This is a genomic window from Aquimarina sp. MMG015, from assembly GCF_018100855.1.
Lineage (GTDB): Bacteria > Bacteroidota > Bacteroidia > Flavobacteriales > Flavobacteriaceae > Aquimarina > Aquimarina latercula.
In genome coordinates this window covers 411,560-432,679 of the sequence record NZ_JAGJEB010000003.1, presented here as the reverse complement: position 1 = coordinate 432,679, position 21,120 = coordinate 411,560, and the positions used below count along the sequence as shown (strand labels likewise).

Below are 21,120 nucleotides of genomic sequence, written 5' to 3'. Positions count from 1 at the left end.
CAGCCTATCTAGGCTGTTTTTTCATACTATTGATGTTTTTGAATTTATTTATTATTCACATAATCCATAAGATCGACATCATTGCCTAATAGAATCTCGTTAGAATTGATTCTTCCATCTAAGTTATCGTTCTCTAATTTTAATACACCTCTTGGACATACTGCAGAACAAATACCACATCCTACACAACTTGATCGTACAATATTCTCTCCTTTTTGAGCATACGACCTTACGTCGATCCCCATTTCACAATACGTAGAGCAATTACCGCAAGAGATACATTGACCTCCATTAGTAGTAATTCTAAATTTAGAAAATAATCGTTGTTGAATTCCTAATATTCCTGCCATTGGGCAACCCATACGACACCAAACTCTATTTCCAAGAATTGGATAAAATCCAGTACCAATAACACCAGAGAAAATAGATCCAATACCAAAACCATAAAAAGCTCTAAGTGCACTATCTGCAGTATAGCTGTTATTGTTTAAACCAAATGAAAAGTATTTAGCCTGAATTTGTATTTGACTTAAGTCTACAAAACTGATTAAAACAAGAAATGCAATAGTAAATATGAAGAAGCCAGTTGCTCCAGCAACAGCACTTTTGTTAAGTTGCTTTCTCTTATAATACAGAATACCTGCAAAAAGTAACGTTAAAAATACTCCTACACTTATTAAAAATACATTTTTTGTAAACCAGTATTTAGTAGCGTCATATCCTAAAAAGGTTGAAATTGTTGCAACAGTCATGATAACTGAAAACACTAATACCGTATGGATCATCCATCTTTCTATTTTCCATGCTTTTACACTCTTATCAGATAATTGACGGAAAGAATCCCCTGCAGTTTCTGCAAGTCCTCCACAGCCACAAACCCAAGAACAGTACCATCTTTTCCCATATTTGTACGTTAACCAAGGGGAAATTACAAATACCATTAATACAGCTAGGATTAAGAAGAATAAACCAATATTTTGTGCATTTATAAATTGATCTACTCTCCATTGCTCAAATGCATAGTAATTAAGCGGCCACATATTTTTTAGATCATTATAAGGTAACGAAAATGTATCAGAGTTTAAGCGAGCCATTAATTCAGGAATCACAAACGCAAATGCGGTTTGGAAAAATATTACACTCACTGTACGTAATTGTTCATAGCGGTTATGTTTATACTTCATAATAAACTTTATTCCAAACCCTATGATAGCGATGGTATACAATGTCCCATATACAAACCACTGACTTGCTTGTTCATTTTTAAAAGCATAACTCAATGGATCGAATAAAGCGATTAAGCCAGTATTAGCACCATCTACTCCTTGCCCTAGTCCTAATAAATCAGCAAAAAAGTACAACACAACATAAAAACCTGTAAGTACTATTCCTGCAATCCAGGCAAGGACTCCTCTTGATGACATAGAATTAAACCAAACTGCATCATTTTTTATACCTTCTAATTTTTTGTCATATGCACCTTTAGAGAAGATAACAATACCTATAGTTATAGCTGATAATGATAAGGTAAGCCAAGTAGCTTTATTAGGTAAATTGAGATTAAAGGTAGCTAGTAATAATATAAGTAGTCCAGTCATTCCAACTAGAACACCAATCTTTTGTTTTGTATTTAGGCTCTTAGGAGGTTGTCCTGTTAATGCCATGTTTCTTTCTACTGCCATTGTTTATGCGTTTATTGTTTGTTGCTTTTGGAAAGCATTTAAAATATCTTTTTCGAAATGTTTGAAGAATTCAGGATTAAAATTGGCTTCTAATAAATTGGAGATGACATAGTCTACATCTCTTTTTTCAGTTAACCATTTGTCAAATACCTCGTGACGCATTCGAATCCCAAAAGTGTTTATTCCTAGAAACTCTCTAGTTTCTTTATGATAAGAAACGGTAACACATTTTGTATCATCTTGATGTATCCAATGGAATTGTTCTTCATATTCTTGAGGTCTACCAAATACCCATCCATATGTTTGATATTCGATGTCCAAGAATTTGGCACTATTAAACCAGTGACCAGGCTTATACTCTAGTTTATTTCCACAGATCGTTTGTGCAACAGTTTCGCCCATCATTCTTCCGGTATACCATACTGCTTCTATTGGTCTTCTGTTTCCAATAGCTTGGTGTTGTTCTGCACAATCACCAATAGCATATATGTTAGAAATATTTGTTTCTAAGAAACGATTTACTTTAACACCTCTTCCTAATTCAATTCCAGAATCTTTTAAGAAATCTACATTGGGAGATACACCGGCGGTAAGCCCAACAACATTGCAGGCTATTTCTTCTCCTGTTTCTTGAATGATTATTGACTTCACTTTTCCATCTTTATCAGAAATGATTTCTTTTAGATTGGAACCTAAACGAAGGTCAATGTGATGATTCTTTATATGTCGGTTAATCATTCCGCTTTCTCCAGCAGGAAGAACGCCATTCCAGAAACTATCTTCTCTTACTAAAAAAGTAACAGGGATTCCTCTAGAGTTAAGCATTTCTGCTAATTCTATTCCGATTAAACCACCACCAACAATAACAGCTCTTTTACAAACTTTATTATTAGGAGCATATTTTTCTAAATTTTCAAGATCCTGTTTATGATACATTCCCATAACACCATCTAGATCTTGACCTGGCCATCCAAATTTATTTGGTTTAGAACCTGTAGCAATTATTAGTTTATCATACTGCAGACTTTCTCCACCTTCAAAAATCAATTGATTTTTTGGGTGATCTACTTTCGAAACAAACCCTTTCCTTAATTCAATACGATTTTTTTCCCAAAACCAATTTTCATAAGGTTGTGTATGTTCGAATTTCATGTGTCCCATGTATATATACATCAACGCAGTACGAGAAAAGAAATAATCTGTTTCGGCAGATACGAGAGTAATCTTTTTATCAGACATTTTCCGGATATGCCTTGCAGCAGTAACACCAGAAATTCCGTTGCCGATAATTACAATATGTTCCATAGAGGTGTGTGTTAGTTGATTTTCAATTTTAGTTCTTAAAATGAAGCTTCTGTGCGTAAGTCGTTTATAAATATAAGAACTTAACCAACATTAATAATTTAGAATTAATCTAAAAAGCTAAGTTTTTGTAAGTTTTAGTAAAGAATTCGAACGATGATTTTCTTTATAAATGAATAAAAAATTCTTTCAAACAAATTGAAAATAATTTGTAAGTAGCATATAGACGCTCCGACTCAATGCCCGTTACCAAGGTAAACTTAACTTGTATTAAACCAACTTCATAATAAGAAGTTTTTAAAACTTAAAACAATGAAAAAGATAATTTTTATAATGACTTTGCTAATGGTTACTGTTAGCTTTTCGCAAAGCACAACAGAATTTTTCACCAAATCTGATGCGTTTTTTAAAAAACATGTAACAAATGGTAAAGTAGATTATAAAGCAATAAAAAGTGATCCTAAGGAATTGGATGGGTTATTGGATATAGCTGCCAACTTAAGTGTTTCTAAGAGTGATTCTAAAACTTTTCAAGCATTTTATATTAATGGATATAATTTATCTGTTATTAAAGGAGTAATTAATAATTATCCAACAAAATCACCACTTAATATCAAAGGCTTTTTTGATAAGATTAAATATACTTTAGCGGGTAAATCAACAACATTAAATGATTTGGAAAATAAGATTCTTAGAAAGAATTTTCCAACCGAAGCACGTTTTCACTTTGCACTGGTTTGTGCTGGGTTAGGTTGCCCTCCAATAATTTCAGAAGCTTATACTCCTTCGCTTTTAGAAAAACAATTACAGCGTCAAACAACTATAGCATTAAACAATCCTAACTTTATTAAAGTAAAAGGAAAGAAAGTACAACTTTCTCAAATTTTCGAATGGTATAAAGGAGACTTTACTCAAAATGGTTCAGAAATAGACTACGTAAACCAATTTAGAAAAGAAAAAATTCCTGCGAATGCAAGAGTATCATACTACCCATATAACTGGAGTTTAAACGTAGCAAAATAATAATAAACCTATAAATAAGGATAACAAGTAATCCAATAAACACTTAATCTAATAATAAACATATTTAAATCATGAGATTAACTAAGAATATAATAACCGCACTTTTTTTATTACTAACCGTAAGCTTTGGATTTGCGCAAGATGATGATGCAGAGGATAATGGTTCTGTAATACAAAATCTTACTCCTTCAAAATTGATTGGAAAAGGACAAGTAGATGTTAAATGGTTTAATAATCTTTATACACAAACTCGTATTGCAAATGCTGATGGAGATGTATCTTCTGCTGATAGAGAAAACTTCTTTACTTCAACATTAGATGTTTTCTATGGAATTTCAGAAAATAGAAGAATTACTGTAGGTGCGATTATTGAATTTAGATCTAATACAATAGGAGACCGTGGTGCTTTTGATGTCTTTAGTTTTGATGGAGAAAGTGGATCAGCAAGAAGTGGTATTACCAGTATCGCTCCAAGTGTAAAATTTGTCCCTTTTAAAAGTCTGAGTAATTTTTCTGTACAAAGTAGCTTGGTGATTCCGACAATAAAAAGTGAGTTTGATGATGGTGTTTTCTTTGATCAAGATGGGTTTGTTTTTCAAAACAGATTCTTTTATGACCTTGCTTTAGGTAATAGTAATAAGTGGCAGCTTTTCTTTGATCTAAATACTGAATATAATTTTGGTAAGGACCTTGAGTTTAATAGCGATGGCAGATCGGAAGGTAGTTTTGCAAATGACAGCTTCCGTCTTACTCCTGGAGTGTTCTTAAGTTATTTTCCGAGCTCTAAGTTTACAGCACAAGTATTTGTACAACATTTTCAACTTATTGATTTAAATAATGATTTTGAGCAAGACCTAACTGCAGTAGGAGCAGGAGCAAAATATCAACTCACAAAATCGCTTAATATTGAAGCATTATGGAGTTATTTTGCAAGAGGAAATGATTCTGGTCTTGGAGAATCATACAATATAGGTTTAAGATATGTATTATAGAAAACAAACATTTAGCTTAGGTTTAAGAGCAATGTTTTAAGCACTATAAAATATAAATTGTATTTTCAGCGGTATAAAAAATAATCATGAAACGTTTTTTTATACTGCTGATTAGTATTTGTTTTTTGAACTGTTCTGGACAGCAATCTAAAATCAATGGAGTTAGTTTTGTCGCATCACCAAAAGAGATTAATGAGACAAATATAGATCCTGTAGTAAAAGTAAATGCAAATTGGGCTGCTGTGATGCCATTTGGATTTGTGAAAAATTTGAAAGAACCATCAGTTGTTTTTAATACAGAAAGGCAATGGTGGGGGGAGAGAGCAGATGGAGCAGAGCGTACCATTGAATTACTAAACCAAAAAGGGATTAAAGTCATGCTGAAGCCACAGATTTGGGTTTGGCGAGGTGAGTTTACGGGTAATATTTCTATGGATTCTGAAGAGGATTGGAAAACCTTAGAAAGCTCTTATGAAGGGTTTATTATGCTGTATGCTAAATTGGCGCAAAAATTAAATGTTCCAATATTATGTATTGGTACAGAATTGCACACTTTTGTACAGAAAAGACCCGAATATTGGAAGCAGTTAATACAGAAAGTTAGATCTGTTTATGAAGGTAGGTTAACCTATGCAGAGAATTGGGATCAGTTTGCAAATGCTCCTTTTTGGAATCAATTGGATTATATAGGTGTAGATGCTTACTTTCCGGTTTCTGAGAGTAAAACGCCTAGTGTAGAGGAGATGAGGGAAGGTTGGCAAAAGCATAAAAACAAGATAATAGCATTACAAAGAACAATAGAAAAACCTGTTTTGTTTACAGAGTTTGGATATAGAAGTATACATTATACAGGAAAAGAACCTTGGGCTTCTGATAGAGTGAAAGGAAATGTAGATTTAAAAGCTCAGAATAATGCGTTAACAGCATTATATGAGGAGTTCTGGAAAGAACAATGGTTTGCCGGAGGATTTCTTTGGAAATGGTACCACGACCATGATAAGGTGGGTGGAGAAGATAATAATAGATTTACAATACAAAATAAACCATCAGAAAAGTTAATACAAACATTGTATAAAGATGATTAAAACCAATTATATCGTATATGTCTTATGTTGCATTTTATTGGCCTGTAATAAAGATCAAAATACGATTTTATTGGATGAATCTCTTACATCTTTAGTGGCTTTAAATGAAATAGAAATTGATAATGTAATTGCGTGTGCTTCGGGATCTGAATCAGATGAAGATGTCATTATTGCGTATGTATATCCTAGACCTGGAGCAACGGATATTAGATATTTTGAAACAGCAAATATAGAAGCTGATAAAAATGATTATCAAAACTATCAACAGGTAATGATAGCACCAACAGATATTTTTAACGGATATCTAAAAAAATTCACAAGAACTACAACTGAAGAAAAGTGGGTAATTATTACGTTTTTTGAAAATGAAAAATTGCATTTATCAAATCCAATTAGATTAAAACATCTAACAAAACCTACAGAGTTTACAGATGAAGTGGTTGTGAATACAAATAGTGAAAATATGCCAATATTTAATTGGGAAGATGGAATATTTAATGATAATAAGATATATTTTCAAGTAATTTCTGATACTGATGATGAATTGCTTTCTGGAACCTATACTTTTCAAAAACAATTCCAATATTATAAAACGGATAATGTAGTTTTAAATATCACCCAAGAAATTCCACCACAGTTAGACGCAGCTAATTCATATAATTTTACCCTTATGGGAGTCAGTGAAGATAATTGGGTGAATTTGTTTATTCAAAAAAGATTCTAGCCTTAACTTTATTTAATCTTTTATGTAAGATCATAACATGTTTTTCGTCTACGAGTGTAAAATATGTTATGAAGAAAATCTTAATAGCACTGATTTTCTTTGTGTATCAAGGAAGCCTTTCTCAAGATGCTCTAGTATCAGAATTACAAATTACAGGACTAAAAAGGACAAAAGAATCCTTTATTAGGAAATTAGTTAAGGTAAAACCAGGATTGGTATACGATTCTCTGAGGGTAGCGACAGATATAGAAAGACTTAAAAGACTTCCTGGTATTGCAAATGCAGAAGCAATAGTGCAAAAAAATCAAGGATCAGAGTATCAAATTATCTATACTATTGAAGAAAATTTCACCATTATTCCAGGGCTTAGTATAGCAACTGATAACAATGGTGAATTTGCATATAGAGTATCCCTTTTTGAGTTTAACTTATTCGGAAGAAATCAAATATTAGGAGGGTTTTATCAACGAGATGTGTTTGATTCTTATGGTGGATATTGGGAAGCTCCTTACCTTTTTACAAATAAATTTGGTTTTGGTATTAATTATAAGAATCTAGTTTCTCAAGAGCCTATTTTTCTTGACAATGATAATACGATAAATTATAAATTCGATACAAGAGCTTTCGAAGTTAATTTGTTATACGAATTTAACTTTCATCATAAAGCACAGGTTGGAGTTAATATCTCTAATGAAGAATATAATTTTATAGAAGGAGATTTACCTTCAGAAATCCCTACACGCCTTTCTGCTAGTAAAATTGCTTACAGAGGAGAGTATGAGTATAACGATATTGATATTGATTATCAGTATGTATCTGGTTTGAGAAGCCTTTTAGATTTTCGATTTGTTACCGGTGGTGATGGTCTTTTAGATGATTTTTTTATCGGTAGAAATGATTTCGAATATTTCAAAAGAGTGGGTAAATTGGGCAATTGGGCTAATCGTCTTAGGTTAGCATATGCGTCTAATGATGATACTCCATTTGCTCCATTTGCTGTAGATAATCAATTAAATATAAGAGGTGCAGGAAATACTATTGATAGAGGTACCGCTGCAATAGTTTTAAATACCGAGTATAGACACACTTTATATGAAAAAGGTTGGTTTGTGGTTCAAAGTAATGTTTTTATCGATACTGGAACCTGGAGAAATCCTGGAGGAGAACTTGTCGAACTAGTGGATGGAAGTACATTACGTTTTTATCCCGGTGCAGGAATACGACTCATACATAAAAGAATTTTTAACGCAGTTTTTAGATTAGATTACGGTTACGGAATTGGAAATGATGCAACCAATGGAATTACCTTTGGAATTGGTCAATATTTTTGATTTGCAGTGTAATAAGACGTACCTTTGTTAGAAAATTGCTTCAAATAGTTACAACTAAATGCGAATAAGACTCACCCTTGTCTTCATAACCTTTTGTTTTTGTTGTTTAGGCTATGCTCAGGAAAATGTAATTTCTGAAATTGTTATTCAAGGAAATAAAAAAACAAAAACAAGAGCCATTACAAAATTGAATTCCATTCGAGAAGGTGATGTGTTGGATTCAATTCAAATAGAAGAAGATATCAAACGATTAAAACGTTTGCCGAGTATTGCACATGCCTATTATCAAGTACATGAACAAGAGAATGGTTACAAAGTTGTTTATGGTGTAGAAGAGAATTTTACGATCATTCCAAGTGCCAATGTATACACCACAAATAATGACGAATTTGCTTTTAGAGTAGGATTGTATGAGTTCAATTTATTTGGACAGAATGTAGCATTAGGGGGATTTTATCAAGATGATATTTATAGTTCGTTTGGGGTCAATATAAGGGCTCCATATTTGTTTACCAAAAGATTTGGTTTAGCGTTTAATTATCAAAGTCTTACTACCCAAGAACCCGTTTTTTTAGATACTGGCACTGCAGATTATAAATATAATAATACATCATACGAGGTTTTAGGATTGTATCAATTTAATTTTCAAAACAGAATAGAATTAGGTGTAAATTATTTTAATGAAGATTATACATATAGAAATGGAGCTACGGGCCCAAATGTACCGTTAGATTTTGATGTAAATAAAGTACTGTTTAAGTTAATCTATGAGTATAATAATTTAGATTATTATTTTCAATATGTATCAGGATTTAGAAGTGTAGCAAACTTTCAATATGTAATTAGTACAGAAAATGTATTACCAGATTTTTTAATTGGATGGAATGATTTTATGTATTACCATCGAATTGGTAAAAAAGGGAATTGGGCATCTAGATTAAGGGTTGGTTTAGCAACTAATGACGATTCTCCTTTTGCTCCCTTTGCTGTTGATAATAATCTAAATATTAGAGGGGTAGGTAATACAATCGATAGAGGAACTGGTGTGATTGTATTAAACACAGAATATAGACATACTTTATATGATAAAGATTGGTTTGTATTACAAAGTAATGTTTTTGTTGATGGAGGTAGTTGGCGAAATCCAGGAGGAGATTTTGGAGATTTTGGAGACACTCAAAACTTTAGAGTATACCCGGGAATAGGATTACGATTTATCCATAAACGTATTTTTAATGCAATCTTCAGAATAGATTATGGATATGGGGTTACCGAAGATGCTACTAATGGGTTTGTATTTGGGATAGGGCAATATTTTTAATAATGATAAGATCATATTCTTTTGTGTTAAAAACGAGTTAATTAATAACCGAACGTTTGGTAAAAAACTTTATATCCTTACATTTGTGCTATTATGAGACCAGTAAAAGTAGAAGACAAACAATTAATGGATGGCCTTAATAAGGTGTTTAGAGCTAAAGGCTATGAAGGAGCTAGTTTGAATGAATTAGCAGAAGGCGCTGGTTTAAAAAAAGCAAGTTTGTATCATAGATTTCCGGAAGGGAAAAAAGGAATTGGTCTTGCAGTCTTATCGTATTCTTCAGATTGGTTGCATAAGAATCTGTATGAATTATTAATAGATAAAAAATTAACAAAAGAGAAAAGGTTGGAAATGACATTAACCAGAATCAAGGATTTATATGATGATGGGAAAGAAACCTGTGTACTTCGATCGCTATCAATGGAATCAGGAATGGGAATTTTTGGAGAGCAAATAAAGGGAGAAATGAATAGATGGATAAGAAATTTTACAGAATTTGGATTAGAGTTCGGACTTAGTAAAGATCAATCAACGAGAATTGCAAAACAGGGTTTAATAAGTATACAAGGAAGCCTTGTTGTATCTAATGCAATGTCTGATAACAGCTTGTTTTTAGATACTTTAGAAGATATAAAGCTTAAGTATAAAGTATAATATTTTTTATATTAATAATTTACCGAACGTTCGGTAATAAAATTTAAATAATGGAAAAAAAATTCCCCTTGCCACCTTTTTCAGAAGAAACGGCAAAACAAAAGGTTCAGATGGCAGAAGATGCCTGGAACAGCAAAGATCCAATAGCTATATCAACGGCTTATAGTTTAGAAACCGAATGGCGTAATCGAAATCAATTCATCAATGGACGAGAAGAAGTACAGGAATTTCTCAGAGATAAATGGAAAAAAGAACTCAATTATAAACTTAGAAAAGAATTATGGGCATATCAAGATAATAGAATTGCAGTGCGATTTGAGTATGAATATCAAAATAAAAACAATCAATGGTACAGAGCATACGGTAATGAAAATTGGGAGTTTGATGAGAATGGTTTTATGGAAAAAAGATATGCCAGTATTAACGATTTAGAAATATCAGAGACAGAAAGAAAATTATAATCTAATTTAAATACATACATAAAGATGAAAAATCAAAAGACAAAACGTTTTATAGTATTGCTTGTGATTACCCTTACCACAAGTGTCTTAGCGCATGGTTTACCCCTTAACAATAATTACGAAACTACTATAGAGAATACGGTTAAATATAAAAAAATCAATATACAAGGAATAGATGTTGCCTATAGAGAGGCTGGTAACCCCAAAAATCCGGCGATTGTATTATTGCATGGATTTCCTTCTTCGTCTCATCAATACCGTAAAGTATTGAATGCATTATCAGATGAGTTTTACTTAATTGCACCGGATTATCCTGGTTTTGGGAATAGTGATTTTCCTAGTGCTACCTCTTACGAGTATACTTTTGATAATTTAGCTAAGACTATTGAGGTTTTCTTGGAAAAGTTAGAAATTAGGTCTTATGCATTAATGATTCAAGATTATGGTGCTCCAATAGGTCTAAGAATTGCGACTAAGTATCCAGAAAGAGTAACCGCTATTATAAATCAAAATGGAAATGCCTATAAAGAAGGTTTAGGACCTGCCTGGAAGGATGTCAAAGCATTTTGGGCAAATAGATCTCCAGAAACTGAGAAGGCTTTATTACCGGTGTTTTCTTTAGAAGGATTAAAATGGCAATATACTCACGGTACCAGAAATCCAGAAAATGTGAATCCAGATACTTGGCATTTGGATTACTTACGAATGTCAAGACCGAATGCTCATAAAGTCAATTTAGATTTGTTTTATGATTATCAAAATAACTTAAAGTTATATCCGAAATGGCAAAAGTATTTTAGAGACAACCAACCTCCACTATTAATTGTTTGGGGTAAAAACGATGCTTTCTTTCCAGAAAGTGGGGCAGAAGCATTTAAAAAGGATGTAAAAAAAATTGATTATAATATTTATAATACAGGACATTTTGCATTAGAAGAAGAAAGTAAATCGATTATCGGGAAAATTAGATTTTTCCTTAAAAAAAATGGAGTTAAATAATAGCTGCAAAATAGAACAAGGATCTAGCATCTAGACTAGATCCTTGTTTCATTATTATTCAAATATACCTGAAATACACATATGCGTTTCTCTTGTTCCTAAACAACAACCATTTGGTAAAGGATACCCACCACAAGATTGACATTTTTGAGCGTCAACAGGATTAGGACAAGCTCCAAGATTACCTCCATTTACAGACTTTTGTTGATCTTTGCTAAGAGTTTGAGCGTTTTTTAAATTTAAAATGTTCTTTAACATAATTAAAGTTTTAAGAATAATATTTCCCCAAACATTTAAAGACACTTGAGGTTTATGTCTATGGAATTATTAACGCTAATATGGGGAATTTGTTGCTTTTTTACAATTTATTTATGATTTCAGAAATTGTTTGCTTTGAATGTTTAAATACTTCTTCATTCATAGTGGTTCCTTCTATTGGCAAAAAGGTTACATCAGTTATCCCAATAAGACCTAGAACTGTTTGTAAATAGGGTTGAAGAAAGTCTAAGGCTTTCATTTCAGTTGAGTTATATACTGCTCCTGCGGAGGTTATGATATAAGCTTTTACATTTTTGACTGTACCATAAAATTGACCTTGCTCATCTATCCCAAAAGTACTATTAATCCTAACGATGTGGTCAATCCAAGCTTTTAAGGCAGATGGAATACTAAAGTTATACATAGGTGTGCTTATGAGTAAAGTGTTGGTTTCCTTTAACTCTTCAATGAGTTGATCAGATAATTTTGTAGCACTACTTAATTCGTCACTAAATTGTTCTTTAGAAGTATAAAACCCTTCAATTGTTTTTTGATGTATGTGTGGTATAGGTTTATTTATAATATCTCTAATTATAATTGAACCTTGTGGATTGCTTTTTTGCCAATGTTGCTGAAATTGATCTGCTATTTTTCGACTATCTGAGTTGTTGATTCTAGAACTGGAATCTATTCTTAGTAATTTCATAGTTTTATTTTTTAAGGTTTAAAAATTCATATACTGCGCTAAAATCTAGATCTCCATACCCATGCTGTTTTGCTTGTGCATAGATTTCCTTAGTAATTGTAAGATTGGGGAGCGCTACATTTTGCTCATATGCGCAAATAGTGGATAGGTGTAGATCTTTTTGTATCCACTTTAAGGGGAAATTTGTTTCGTAATCCGAATTTTCAAGTTTTGAACGGATTGCTGACATTACGGGAGGAACAACAGGTGTGCTTAGTAGTACATTGAGTAATGTTCCTTTTTCTAAACCCATTGCTTCACCCATCACTAATGCTTCTGAAAAAGCAACCATAGATTGTCCTAATAATTGATTAATTAGCATTTTCATAGCAGCACCCATTCCTACTTTTCCTAAATGCAATGTCTTTTTTCCCATAATATCAAGTAAGAATTTAGTTTCAGTAACAGAAGCTGAATCGCCTCCTACCAAAAAGAGTAATTCACCGATCTCAGCAGGAGCTTTCGTACCTGCTACTGGAGCGTCGAGATAACGAATTCTATGTTTTTTTGCGATGATATCCATCTCCTTGGTAAATGATGGATTTACCGTGCTGCAATTAATCCAAATACTATTATCCTTAAGAGAAGAAAGAAAACCTTTGCTGCCAAGAGCAACTTCTTTGACAATTTCTGGAGTAGATAGCATTGTGATTAAAACATCTACGTTTTGTGCAACTTCTTTAGGGTTTTCTGCCCATGTTGCTCCATTATCCAGTAGATGGTTTGCTTTTTCTTTGGTTCGGTTGTATACAATAAGTGAATGGCCGGCTTTTTGAAGATTAGAAGCCATTCTACTTCCCATAATACCTAATCCTATAAATCCTATTTTATTCATTTGTATATGTTTTAATTCTTATACAAATGTCACAGAAAGTGAAAAAAATAAGTTTTCGAAAAAACTAAAAGTTGTGTTTTTCGATCAAAAACTTAGATCATAATGTCTTTTCGGTATTTAATTTGAAATTGCTTAGGAGAAATATTGAATTTTTTTTGAAATGTCTTAATGAAATGTGGGGTGTTTTCGTATCCAACTTGTCGTGCGATACTTGTAACAGAATCGTTAGTGTCTTTTAATAAAAAAGAAGCTTTTTCTAACCGTCTTTCGATCAGCCACTTTTTAGGAGAAATACCAAATTTAGATTTAAAATCTCTTCTAAATGTCGAGATACTTCTTCCAGTAAGATAAGAGTAATCTTCAACGTCCAGTGGTTTGTCAAAGTTGTTATTCATAAAAGTCCGAATGTTTTTTTTAGCTCTTTTTTTTAATTGAAAAAGCTTTGACAGAAATTCACTCCCTTGTTTCGAAATACTGATCAAATGCAGTAGTTCTAGTAGTTTTGGTCTTGTGAATTGATGCTGATTTTTACCTCTGTATAGGGTAAGAAGAGTATCTGTAAAAAGTCGCAGATTTTGATCATACTCTAGTACTAAATTTGTTGAGGTATCTTCCTTTGTAAACACTTCGAAATTATTCAAAAATTCATCTGTGATTTCTTCATCAAAGAAGAAAACAATTGCTTCGAAAGAGTTATCCTTAGGGATAATATCTGATATCATATACAGTCCTCTTGGTAAAAGAATGATTTGATTTTTTCGAACTATGGTTAAATCACCTTCTGGGGTTTCGACTTGTAATCCTCCATTTAGTACTAATGTTAATGCGTGAGAAGCTAAATACCTTTCATTCTGAAGATCCGCTTGTTTTACATTTTTTAGAATTACACAAGAAAGACCGTCTATTAAAACTTTTTCTATTCTAGGATGTTGATAAAATACTTGAGGAACTACTTTCATAACAAGCGAAAATCAATAGAATGTATATAATTAAATAGCGGCTTTTTATAAAAGTAGTGATTTTCGATCAAAAGTTTAATCAGAATCGAATTTCAGCTTACCTTTTAGGATAAATTCATCTGCAATTGCATTTTCTTTCATACGTTTAAAAATACTTGGAGAGTTATGATTAACTCCATATTTAGTTCTGTCAATTGTATGATTAAATGTAATAGTAATTCCAGAGTCATTGTGTTCTATGTTAACAGGAATACGTTCCAGGTTTGTTTTTCCTTTAATAGTCAGTTTACCTTGTAGAATAGCTTTGTGATTTTCAATCTTTGTCGTTTTTTCTAGAGTAAATATAGCTTTTGAATATTTTTTAACCTCAAAAAAATCTTCGTTTTTTAAATGATTTTTGAGATCGTTATTTTCATGATCTAAACTTTTCATATCAATGGTAATATTCATAGCGGATATTACAGTATCACTTATAATCATCGCCCCTTTTTTTGCGTCAATCGTGCCTTTTAGAGAATAAGAATTAAATGCAGCTTTACCTGTCCAGAAAAATGTCGATTTTTTTGTGTCTAATTCGAAACTCTGGGCATTTATACTTCGTAATCCTAATAGTAGAAAAAATACTACAGATATAATTTTTAGTGTTCTCATTTTAATTCAGAAGTTTATTGGTTGTTTCTATTTTTTGATATCCGCATACAGTTTCCCCATTCTTGGTAATGCCTATAAAGTACCACATAGCCCATCCGCCAAAGAGAGAACTATCTGTTCGCCAGTTTTTTGTCCAAGTATATGGTTGAGACTGTTTCATCACTTCTTTTTTAGTACCAAAGTTTTTATTTAATTCTTTTAATGGATATGATTTCCTAAGATTCCAAGTGTTATTGTAGAAAAGATAAGCACCATATTCTATGATTTTAATCTCATTTTCTTTACATAGGATAGCTGTGTTATGTTTCCAATAAAATCGATTATCAATCTTAATTGCATCAATTTTTTTTGGAAAGTTATTTACTTCAATTGCCTTACGAAGTGTTTTTAACTTATCAGGTAATTCTTCATTTATGGGAGTTCCATATTGTATTTGTGCGGTCAATGAATTTAAGGTAGATGCTACTAATAGTACAATTATTATTCTCATAGCGTTATTATTTAGTTTTTTCTGCAATCCAAACTGCTAAAAAGCCTCTATCCACAGCATGAGTAGAACCGTATAATTTTCCGTTTTTATAGTAAAAGCTTGTGTTATAACTTCCGCTATTGTCACCAGATATCAGAGAAACATAAACAACATCTAATTGGGTATTAATTCTTCCTTCTTGTATTTTAACTCCTTCTCGATAAAATGTACCGTGTACAGTTTTGGAGTTGATTTTATCAATACGCATCATAGCAAAATTAGAGTCTGTTTTATCCTGAGGACTCATGTCTAATTTCCATTCACCTATTAATAGTTGTAAGTCCGTATTATTTTCTTGAGAAAAGGTGGAGAAAGAAATGATGAAAAGAAAGAGTATGCTTACTTTTTTTAAAATTGCGAAATGTTTCATTTTTTCTGATTTTGGAATTTGTATGAGACAAATATTGACCAAATGCAGAAAAAAATCGTTTCAATTTGCTAAATGAGACGGATTTTAGATAAAAACAAGGTTTCAATTAAAAAATTGAAACTTTTAAAACTTTGTTTTTAGAGCGCTAGGAGGTTTTCCTGTAATTTTTTTAACGGTTCTGTTAAATGAAGCTTTAGAATTAAAACCAGCATCATAGGCTAAAGCCAGCAGTGTAAGATTATCATTTTTAGGATTATCAAGTAATCTCTTTACTTCTTTAAAACGAAGTTCGTTTATATAATCAGTAAACTTTTTTTGGTAGATTGTATTTAAACATCTAGTGACTAAATACGGTTTTACAGAAAGTTGCTTTGACAATGAAGCTAGGGTAAGCTCTGGATTTTTGAAAAGCTGTTCCTCCTTCATTTTAATTTCTAAGGTTTTACGAATGTTTTGTAGCTGCTCTTTCTCTTTGTCAGAAATGATTGTAATTTGTTTGAACGCACTTTCTTTTCTTCGAGCAAAACCCTCTAAGCCTAACCAATAGGTAATAATTGCCATGCCTATAAATACAGGGTGTCCGTAGAAAAAATTACTTGCAAAATTGAAGAAGAAAAAATCGATTAATATCCCAACCACATAAATGATAGAAAATATTTTCATTACTAAAACAACTCTTTTTATCCAGTCGAGTTTTTCTTCAAGAATTTTATATCCTTCTACTTGTATTGTATTACTAAGTATTTTTTCAGCTTTAATACTATAAAAAACAATTAGTGCTCCAGAAACAATAAACATAGTAGGGTAATGCATCCATACTACATATCCCCAATACCCTAACCAAGAGAGGCTCTCCCGAGTGCCATCCCAGTAAAAGTTTTGCGCTTTTATAAAAAAGCTCCAAGTAAATTCTATTAGTACAGGAAGGAAGTGAATCCAATCTTTTCTTAAAAATTTGAACTTAGGATTAACGTAACTTTTTATAAAAAAATATATAAGCGTTCCATATATCCAATTGTATTCTAATAGTATATGATACCAAAAATCATATCGTCCTAGCCCAAAAATATTTAAGGTCTCTACAATTAGGCGATAAGAGAAAAAGAATAATATAGTGGCAAGAAATCGATTAGCCAAGTAGTGTATTCCATGTTTTTGCCATAAAATAATACCAAAAATGATTCCTTGTATGGCACCAATACATAATAATATAACCAAAAGTATCTCTAACGTTTCCACTGGATTAAAGATAAAGAAGAAGATTTAAGAAACAACTTTTTCCTTATAATATCGATACAAATCTTCTGATGAAGCTCCTAGCCATCTTCTCATATGAATATTTAAAAAGTGATATTGTAATCGCCAAACACCTACTTCTCTATAACGTCTAGCAGAAGTAATAACATATTTAGGGATTATAACAAATTTATCAATAGCAAAAAGGCGGTCTACTAAATCGTTATCTTCATAAACGATATAAGCTTCATCATATCCATCTATTTCTTTAAATAATGAAGCTGTAATGAATTGACTTTGATCACCTCCACGACAGCGCTTACTTTGGAATTGAGTGAGCCAACCTAAGAATCGAAGCCACCAATGTTTAGAATCAAATTTCATTCTAAAACAACCGGCTTCATTGCCTCCATGAATTTGTTGGATAATATCCTTATCATAGCCATCAGGAGGAAAAGAATCTGCGTGTAGGAAATAAAGTATTTCACCAGAAGCTGCTGCAGCTCCTGTATTCATTTGTTTAGCACGACCTTTCTCTGAAGATACTAATTTAATAGATGTTTTTTGTGTATTTGCGAAATCTGTAACAGTTTTTCGAGATTCATCCACACTTCCTCCGTCAACTACTATGATCTCTTTAATGAAATTTGGGGAGGAAGAAGTTTGTATCAAATGGGAAAGCAGCTTACAAATTGTAGCTGCTTCATTAAGAATAGGAATTATGATAGATATTTTCAAAAGGGAACTATAATTTAAAATATAAAATTACTCATTTAAACTCCAATCGTATTTCTTATATCCTTTCTTTTTTTGTTTGTCAATCTTAACTTCTGAATATTTGTTGATAAACGCTTTCGCATCTTCACCATCAACTTTAAAATCTTTTTTGAACCAGCTGAAGATTTTAGATACTTCTACTACTTCTTCGGTAATCGTGTTTCTTTTAGGGTCATTAATGAAATTCTTGGTTAATGTTTCCAGCGCATTATCCACATTTCCAGCAGTAAAAGCTCTATTCCATACAATAGGACAAGAGTAAGAAGCACAATTAATAGCAAAGTGGATTCTAGGATCTCCTAGTTTTCTAAGAATCTTGTGTTCTAATTCGTTTAAACTATGTAATACTCCATTAATTTTAAAAAACTGTCTTCCCCATGGATCTTTAATGTCTTTTATACTTTTTAGAGGGTAGTTATCTATAATTAATTTTATAGTATACGCATTGTATGCATTAATCCAATACGCTAGTTTTTCTTCTTTACTCCAAGAAGATGTTGGTGGATTATCAGAGAGATAAGTGAAATATTGATAAAGTTGGGAGCTATCTCTCATAAAACCTTTATAATCAACTTTACCGTCTTCAGAAACATTAATTAGTAAAATTTGATCCCAAATAGCGTGATCAAGTTTTTGTTGCGCTTTTGTTTGAAAAGAGAAAAATGTAATTAATATGAATACAAATATTTTTGGGGTTCTCATTTTTATAATCTTTTAAATATATCCAGATGTAAGTGTTTTTACAAATGGTTAAGTAGGTTCAACTTCTGTTTGTTTTTTGTTTTCCAAATAACCAATACTATATTAAATATTCGTTAAATACTTGATCTTAGTCCAAAGTTTATGCCACTCCTTACAAAGATAGTTATTGCTATTTTTTTTACGTTGCAGGTTAGTTGCTGATTCCGTATTATTGTAATCGAACTATTTTTATATGATTAGTACAGGTTTTAAACTTCCTTGTGGGGTTACATTGAGCAATAGATTAGTAAAATCTGCAATGACAGAGCGGATTAGTAATAGCAAGTTTGAACCTACAAAAGGTCATGAGCGGTTATATAGAGATTGGTCCAAAACTGGAGCGGGTTTATTAATAACAGGTAATGTGGTTATAGACCGAAAACATCTAGAATCTGCAGGAAATGTATGTTTTGATGATGAAAAAATGCTTCCCAAATTAAGATCCTGGGCACAAGAAGGTAAAAAGAATGGGAATCATATATGGGTACAAATTTCTCATTCAGGAAGACAAACAAATAGGTTTGGTACGAATAGTCCTTTAGCACCTTCTGAAGTGCAATTGAAAAAGTTAGGGCTTTTTGGGAAACCTAAAGCTATGACTAAAAAAGACATTCAGGATGTAATTGAGCGTTTTGTGAATGCTGCTAGAATTGCCAAAGAAGCTGGTTTTACAGGAGTTCAGATCCATTCTGCTCATGGGTATTTATTAAGCCAGTTTTTATCACCTCACACTAATGTTAGGTCTGACAGTTGGGGAGGTGGTATCGAGAATCGAAGTCGCTTATTGCTTACTATTATTAGAGAGGTTCGAAACGTAGTTGGGGTTGATTTTCCAATTTCTGTAAAATTAAATTCTGCTGATTTTCAAAGAGGTGGATTTACAGAAGAAGAGTCGTTGGAAGTAATAAAAATGTTAGACGAAGAAAAAATTGATTTACTTGAAATATCGGGAGGAACTTATGAGAAGCTAGCATTTTTTACCATGAATGAAGAAGACTCGGAACTTAAGGAAAGTACTAAACAAAGAGAGGCTTATTTTATTGATTTTGCTAAGAAGATTAGGGCTATTAGTAAATTACCCTTAATGATTACAGGAGGTTTTAGATCGTATGATTTTTGTAATGAAGTTTTGATCAATGGAGAGGTAGATCTAGTTGGTATGGCGAGGCCATTTATAACAAATAGAGAAGATATTCCAAAATTCCTAAAAGGTGAATTACCGTATCTTAAGAACCTAGTTCTAAGGACTGGTTTAAAACAATTTGAGGATGCAGCAGAAGGTGGTTTTTATGCCAGACAGATTATAAGATTTTCTAAGGGCAAAGGTTTGAAAACTACTATGAACCCTTTATGGTGCTCAATGTTTTTGATTTTATATGAATTCAAAAAAGCAATGATAAAAAAGTTGTTTTAAAAGAAATATCCCTAAAACCATTGTTTTAGGGATATAATTTATGATTTTATTGTATTAGCAACATCCACCACCATCGTAGTGATATGTGGATTCACTAATATAAATATCATTTCTTCCTAAATCAGCAAGCGCGCCAGCAGTTTTGTCGCAAATTGCGATTGGTTGATTTTTTAGTAGTACATGTCCTTTTTTATCATCAAAATAATCTTCATCACCATAATAAATAGCTGCTTTCCCTGTAAAGATACAAGGCCCATCTTCTGGCATTGGATCTTTGATTGCAGCTACTTCTATAGATTCTATATAGATTAGTTCTTCCGTTTCATAATTTTTAGGATCTAGAATACGATATGGTTTACGAGCTCTAATTTCTATAGTTCCAAAACCAACATCGGTCAATGCTTTTACATATTCTGCAATTGGTAGACTACCACTAAGACATAGCGCTCTTAATCGTTCATCATTTCTAAGCGTATCATTCATTGGTTGTTCACAGGTAGGGTCACTCATTACTAATCTACCATGAGGTTTTAATACCCGATACATCTCCTCAATTGCTTTTTTTAGATCTTCTGCCTTAAAAATATTGAATAAACAATTTTGGGCAGCTACATCAATACTATTATCTTCTACCGGAAGATTTAGTGCATCACCAAATCTTAGATCTACAAAATCACTATTAAACCATTCATTTTGTTCTTCAGCCTCTTTAAAGTTTTTATGAGAAGCATCTAACATTTCTTGAACTACATCAATACCGATTACACCACTTTTTTGGCGTGAGAAATATGAGAATTGTAATAATTCCATTCCTCCTCCAACACCGACATATAAAACTTTTGGATTATTAGTTAAATCACGAGCATTTACAGTACTTCCGCAACCATAATTCATTTCCTGCATGATTTTTGGAATTTTTAATCCAGGTAATTCCCAAATAGGATTTGTAGTACAACATAATCCTATATCCGGAGTCAATGCTGCTTCTTTATATACATCGTGTGTGGTTTCTAAATAACTCATATTCTTTT

Annotated in this window: 23 protein-coding genes; 10 read left to right on the top strand and 13 right to left on the bottom strand. The window is 32.1% G+C overall.

From position 1 onward, the window contains the following. Positions 1-44: 44 nt before the first annotated feature. Together J8L88_RS08500 and J8L88_RS08495 are read right to left on the bottom strand one after the other, a co-directional pair. Complete coding sequence (locus tag J8L88_RS08500) at positions 45-1,682, bottom strand: 4Fe-4S dicluster domain-containing protein (RefSeq protein ID WP_211060515.1); 1,638 nt, start codon at positions 1,680-1,682, stop codon at positions 45-47. 3 nt (positions 1,683-1,685) lie between these two features. Beyond that, on the bottom strand, positions 1,686-2,987 hold the full coding sequence (locus J8L88_RS08495) for an NAD(P)/FAD-dependent oxidoreductase (protein ID WP_211060514.1): 1,302 nt from the start codon (positions 2,985-2,987) through the stop codon (positions 1,686-1,688). 309 nt (positions 2,988-3,296) lie between these two features. Here J8L88_RS08495 and J8L88_RS08490 point away from each other — a divergent pair, with 309 nt between their 5' ends. From J8L88_RS08490 to J8L88_RS08450, 9 genes are all read left to right on the top strand, one after another. Further along, positions 3,297-4,007 carry a DUF547 domain-containing protein gene (locus J8L88_RS08490; RefSeq protein ID WP_118387809.1) on the top strand — a complete coding sequence of 237 codons (711 nt, stop codon included), beginning with the start codon at positions 3,297-3,299 and terminating at the stop codon, positions 4,005-4,007. A gap of 71 nt (positions 4,008-4,078) precedes the next feature. Continuing rightward, entirely contained in the window at positions 4,079-4,999 is a 921-nt protein-coding gene (locus tag J8L88_RS08485) for a hypothetical protein (protein ID WP_027394926.1), read from the top strand. A gap of 86 nt (positions 5,000-5,085) precedes the next feature. Then, positions 5,086-6,084, top strand: coding sequence for a glycoside hydrolase (locus tag J8L88_RS08480; RefSeq protein WP_211060513.1), 999 nt, complete (start codon positions 5,086-5,088; stop codon positions 6,082-6,084). After that, on the top strand, positions 6,077-6,808 hold the full coding sequence (locus tag J8L88_RS08475) for a hypothetical protein (RefSeq protein ID WP_211060512.1): 732 nt from the start codon (positions 6,077-6,079) through the stop codon (positions 6,806-6,808). The genes J8L88_RS08480 and J8L88_RS08475 overlap by 8 nt, the downstream gene beginning before the upstream one ends. A gap of 68 nt (positions 6,809-6,876) precedes the next feature. Beyond that, positions 6,877-8,139, top strand: a complete 1,263-nt coding sequence (locus J8L88_RS08470; protein WP_211060511.1) for a POTRA domain-containing protein — start codon at positions 6,877-6,879, stop codon at positions 8,137-8,139. 58 nt (positions 8,140-8,197) lie between these two features. Next, positions 8,198-9,460, top strand: a complete 1,263-nt coding sequence (locus J8L88_RS08465; RefSeq protein ID WP_211060510.1) for a POTRA domain-containing protein — start codon at positions 8,198-8,200, stop codon at positions 9,458-9,460. A gap of 93 nt (positions 9,461-9,553) precedes the next feature. Continuing rightward, positions 9,554-10,114: a TetR/AcrR family transcriptional regulator gene (locus tag J8L88_RS08460; protein ID WP_027394931.1), complete on the top strand. Its 561-nt coding sequence runs from the start codon at positions 9,554-9,556 to the stop codon at positions 10,112-10,114. A gap of 50 nt (positions 10,115-10,164) precedes the next feature. After that, on the top strand, positions 10,165-10,575 hold the full coding sequence (locus J8L88_RS08455) for a nuclear transport factor 2 family protein (RefSeq protein WP_027394932.1): 411 nt from the start codon (positions 10,165-10,167) through the stop codon (positions 10,573-10,575). 24 nt (positions 10,576-10,599) lie between these two features. After that, positions 10,600-11,574: an alpha/beta fold hydrolase gene (locus tag J8L88_RS08450; protein ID WP_211060509.1), complete on the top strand. Its 975-nt coding sequence runs from the start codon at positions 10,600-10,602 to the stop codon at positions 11,572-11,574. 54 nt (positions 11,575-11,628) lie between these two features. On the opposite strand, the gene J8L88_RS08445 is transcribed toward J8L88_RS08450, so the two are convergent. The 10 genes from J8L88_RS08445 to J8L88_RS08400 all read right to left on the bottom strand — a co-directional run bounded on the left by J8L88_RS08445 (position 11,629) and on the right by J8L88_RS08400 (position 18,636). Further along, positions 11,629-11,832 (bottom strand): hypothetical protein, encoded by a 204-nt coding sequence (locus J8L88_RS08445; protein WP_211060508.1) that lies wholly within the window; start codon positions 11,830-11,832, stop codon positions 11,629-11,631. A gap of 100 nt (positions 11,833-11,932) precedes the next feature. Then, positions 11,933-12,538, bottom strand: a complete 606-nt coding sequence (locus tag J8L88_RS08440; RefSeq protein WP_211060507.1) for an FMN-dependent NADH-azoreductase — start codon at positions 12,536-12,538, stop codon at positions 11,933-11,935. A gap of 4 nt (positions 12,539-12,542) precedes the next feature. After that, positions 12,543-13,412: an NAD(P)-dependent oxidoreductase gene (locus tag J8L88_RS08435; protein WP_211060506.1), complete on the bottom strand. Its 870-nt coding sequence runs from the start codon at positions 13,410-13,412 to the stop codon at positions 12,543-12,545. 92 nt (positions 13,413-13,504) lie between these two features. Continuing rightward, complete coding sequence (locus J8L88_RS08430) at positions 13,505-14,371, bottom strand: helix-turn-helix transcriptional regulator (protein ID WP_211060505.1); 867 nt, start codon at positions 14,369-14,371, stop codon at positions 13,505-13,507. Positions 14,372-14,446: 75 nt separating this feature from the next. Beyond that, entirely contained in the window at positions 14,447-15,022 is a 576-nt protein-coding gene (locus tag J8L88_RS08425; RefSeq protein WP_211060504.1) for a YceI family protein, read from the bottom strand. 1 nt (position 15,023) lies between these two features. Continuing rightward, entirely contained in the window at positions 15,024-15,512 is a 489-nt protein-coding gene (locus J8L88_RS08420; protein WP_211060503.1) for a hypothetical protein, read from the bottom strand. A gap of 7 nt (positions 15,513-15,519) precedes the next feature. Beyond that, complete coding sequence (locus J8L88_RS08415) at positions 15,520-15,921, bottom strand: hypothetical protein (protein ID WP_211060502.1); 402 nt, start codon at positions 15,919-15,921, stop codon at positions 15,520-15,522. Between the two features lie 123 nt (positions 15,922-16,044). Next, positions 16,045-17,160 (bottom strand): AraC family transcriptional regulator, encoded by a 1,116-nt coding sequence (locus J8L88_RS08410; RefSeq protein ID WP_118387783.1) that lies wholly within the window; start codon positions 17,158-17,160, stop codon positions 16,045-16,047. A gap of 24 nt (positions 17,161-17,184) precedes the next feature. Then, the gene (locus tag J8L88_RS08405; RefSeq protein WP_211060501.1) at positions 17,185-17,895 is read right to left on the bottom strand and encodes a TIGR04283 family arsenosugar biosynthesis glycosyltransferase; all 711 of its coding nucleotides are present in this window, start codon (positions 17,893-17,895) and stop codon (positions 17,185-17,187) included. 27 nt (positions 17,896-17,922) lie between these two features. Continuing rightward, the gene (locus J8L88_RS08400) at positions 17,923-18,636 is read right to left on the bottom strand and encodes a DUF547 domain-containing protein (RefSeq protein ID WP_035086196.1); all 714 of its coding nucleotides are present in this window, start codon (positions 18,634-18,636) and stop codon (positions 17,923-17,925) included. A 232-nt stretch (positions 18,637-18,868) separates the two neighbouring features. On the opposite strand from J8L88_RS08400, the gene J8L88_RS08395 reads away from it, so the two are divergent. Further along, the gene (locus tag J8L88_RS08395; RefSeq protein WP_211060500.1) at positions 18,869-20,089 is read left to right on the top strand and encodes an NADH:flavin oxidoreductase/NADH oxidase family protein; all 1,221 of its coding nucleotides are present in this window, start codon (positions 18,869-18,871) and stop codon (positions 20,087-20,089) included. 54 nt (positions 20,090-20,143) lie between these two features. Here the strand turns inward: J8L88_RS08395 and arsM are convergent, their stop codons facing one another. Then, positions 20,144-21,112, bottom strand: coding sequence for an arsenosugar biosynthesis arsenite methyltransferase ArsM (gene arsM / locus J8L88_RS08390; RefSeq protein ID WP_027394943.1), 969 nt, complete (start codon positions 21,110-21,112; stop codon positions 20,144-20,146). Between the last annotated feature and the right edge of the window lie 8 nt (positions 21,113-21,120).

Excerpts from the sequence above, each read along its gene's own strand:
- J8L88_RS08500 (WP_211060515.1), bottom strand. The coding sequence starts at position 1,682 with ATGGCAGTAGAAAGAAACATGGCATTAACAGGACAACCTCCTAAGAGC.
- J8L88_RS08495 (WP_211060514.1), bottom strand. The coding sequence starts at position 2,987 with ATGGAACATATTGTAATTATCGGCAACGGAATTTCTGGTGTTACTGCT.
- J8L88_RS08490 (WP_118387809.1), top strand. The coding sequence starts at position 3,297 with ATGAAAAAGATAATTTTTATAATGACTTTGCTAATGGTTACTGTTAGC.
- J8L88_RS08485 (WP_027394926.1), top strand. The coding sequence starts at position 4,079 with ATGAGATTAACTAAGAATATAATAACCGCACTTTTTTTATTACTAACC.
- J8L88_RS08480 (WP_211060513.1), top strand. The coding sequence starts at position 5,086 with ATGAAACGTTTTTTTATACTGCTGATTAGTATTTGTTTTTTGAACTGT.
- J8L88_RS08475 (WP_211060512.1), top strand. The coding sequence starts at position 6,077 with ATGATTAAAACCAATTATATCGTATATGTCTTATGTTGCATTTTATTG.
- J8L88_RS08470 (WP_211060511.1), top strand. The coding sequence starts at position 6,877 with ATGAAGAAAATCTTAATAGCACTGATTTTCTTTGTGTATCAAGGAAGC.
- J8L88_RS08465 (WP_211060510.1), top strand. The coding sequence starts at position 8,198 with ATGCGAATAAGACTCACCCTTGTCTTCATAACCTTTTGTTTTTGTTGT.
- J8L88_RS08460 (WP_027394931.1), top strand. The coding sequence starts at position 9,554 with ATGAGACCAGTAAAAGTAGAAGACAAACAATTAATGGATGGCCTTAAT.
- J8L88_RS08455 (WP_027394932.1), top strand. The coding sequence starts at position 10,165 with ATGGAAAAAAAATTCCCCTTGCCACCTTTTTCAGAAGAAACGGCAAAA.
- J8L88_RS08450 (WP_211060509.1), top strand. The coding sequence starts at position 10,600 with ATGAAAAATCAAAAGACAAAACGTTTTATAGTATTGCTTGTGATTACC.
- J8L88_RS08445 (WP_211060508.1), bottom strand. The coding sequence starts at position 11,832 with ATGTTAAAGAACATTTTAAATTTAAAAAACGCTCAAACTCTTAGCAAA.
- J8L88_RS08440 (WP_211060507.1), bottom strand. The coding sequence starts at position 12,538 with ATGAAATTACTAAGAATAGATTCCAGTTCTAGAATCAACAACTCAGAT.
- J8L88_RS08435 (WP_211060506.1), bottom strand. The coding sequence starts at position 13,412 with ATGAATAAAATAGGATTTATAGGATTAGGTATTATGGGAAGTAGAATG.
- J8L88_RS08430 (WP_211060505.1), bottom strand. The coding sequence starts at position 14,371 with ATGAAAGTAGTTCCTCAAGTATTTTATCAACATCCTAGAATAGAAAAA.
- J8L88_RS08425 (WP_211060504.1), bottom strand. The coding sequence starts at position 15,022 with ATGAGAACACTAAAAATTATATCTGTAGTATTTTTTCTACTATTAGGA.
- J8L88_RS08420 (WP_211060503.1), bottom strand. The coding sequence starts at position 15,512 with ATGAGAATAATAATTGTACTATTAGTAGCATCTACCTTAAATTCATTG.
- J8L88_RS08415 (WP_211060502.1), bottom strand. The coding sequence starts at position 15,921 with ATGAAACATTTCGCAATTTTAAAAAAAGTAAGCATACTCTTTCTTTTC.
- J8L88_RS08400 (WP_035086196.1), bottom strand. The coding sequence starts at position 18,636 with ATGAGAACCCCAAAAATATTTGTATTCATATTAATTACATTTTTCTCT.
- J8L88_RS08395 (WP_211060500.1), top strand. The coding sequence starts at position 18,869 with ATGATTAGTACAGGTTTTAAACTTCCTTGTGGGGTTACATTGAGCAAT.
- arsM (WP_027394943.1), bottom strand. The coding sequence starts at position 21,112 with ATGAGTTATTTAGAAACCACACACGATGTATATAAAGAAGCAGCATTG.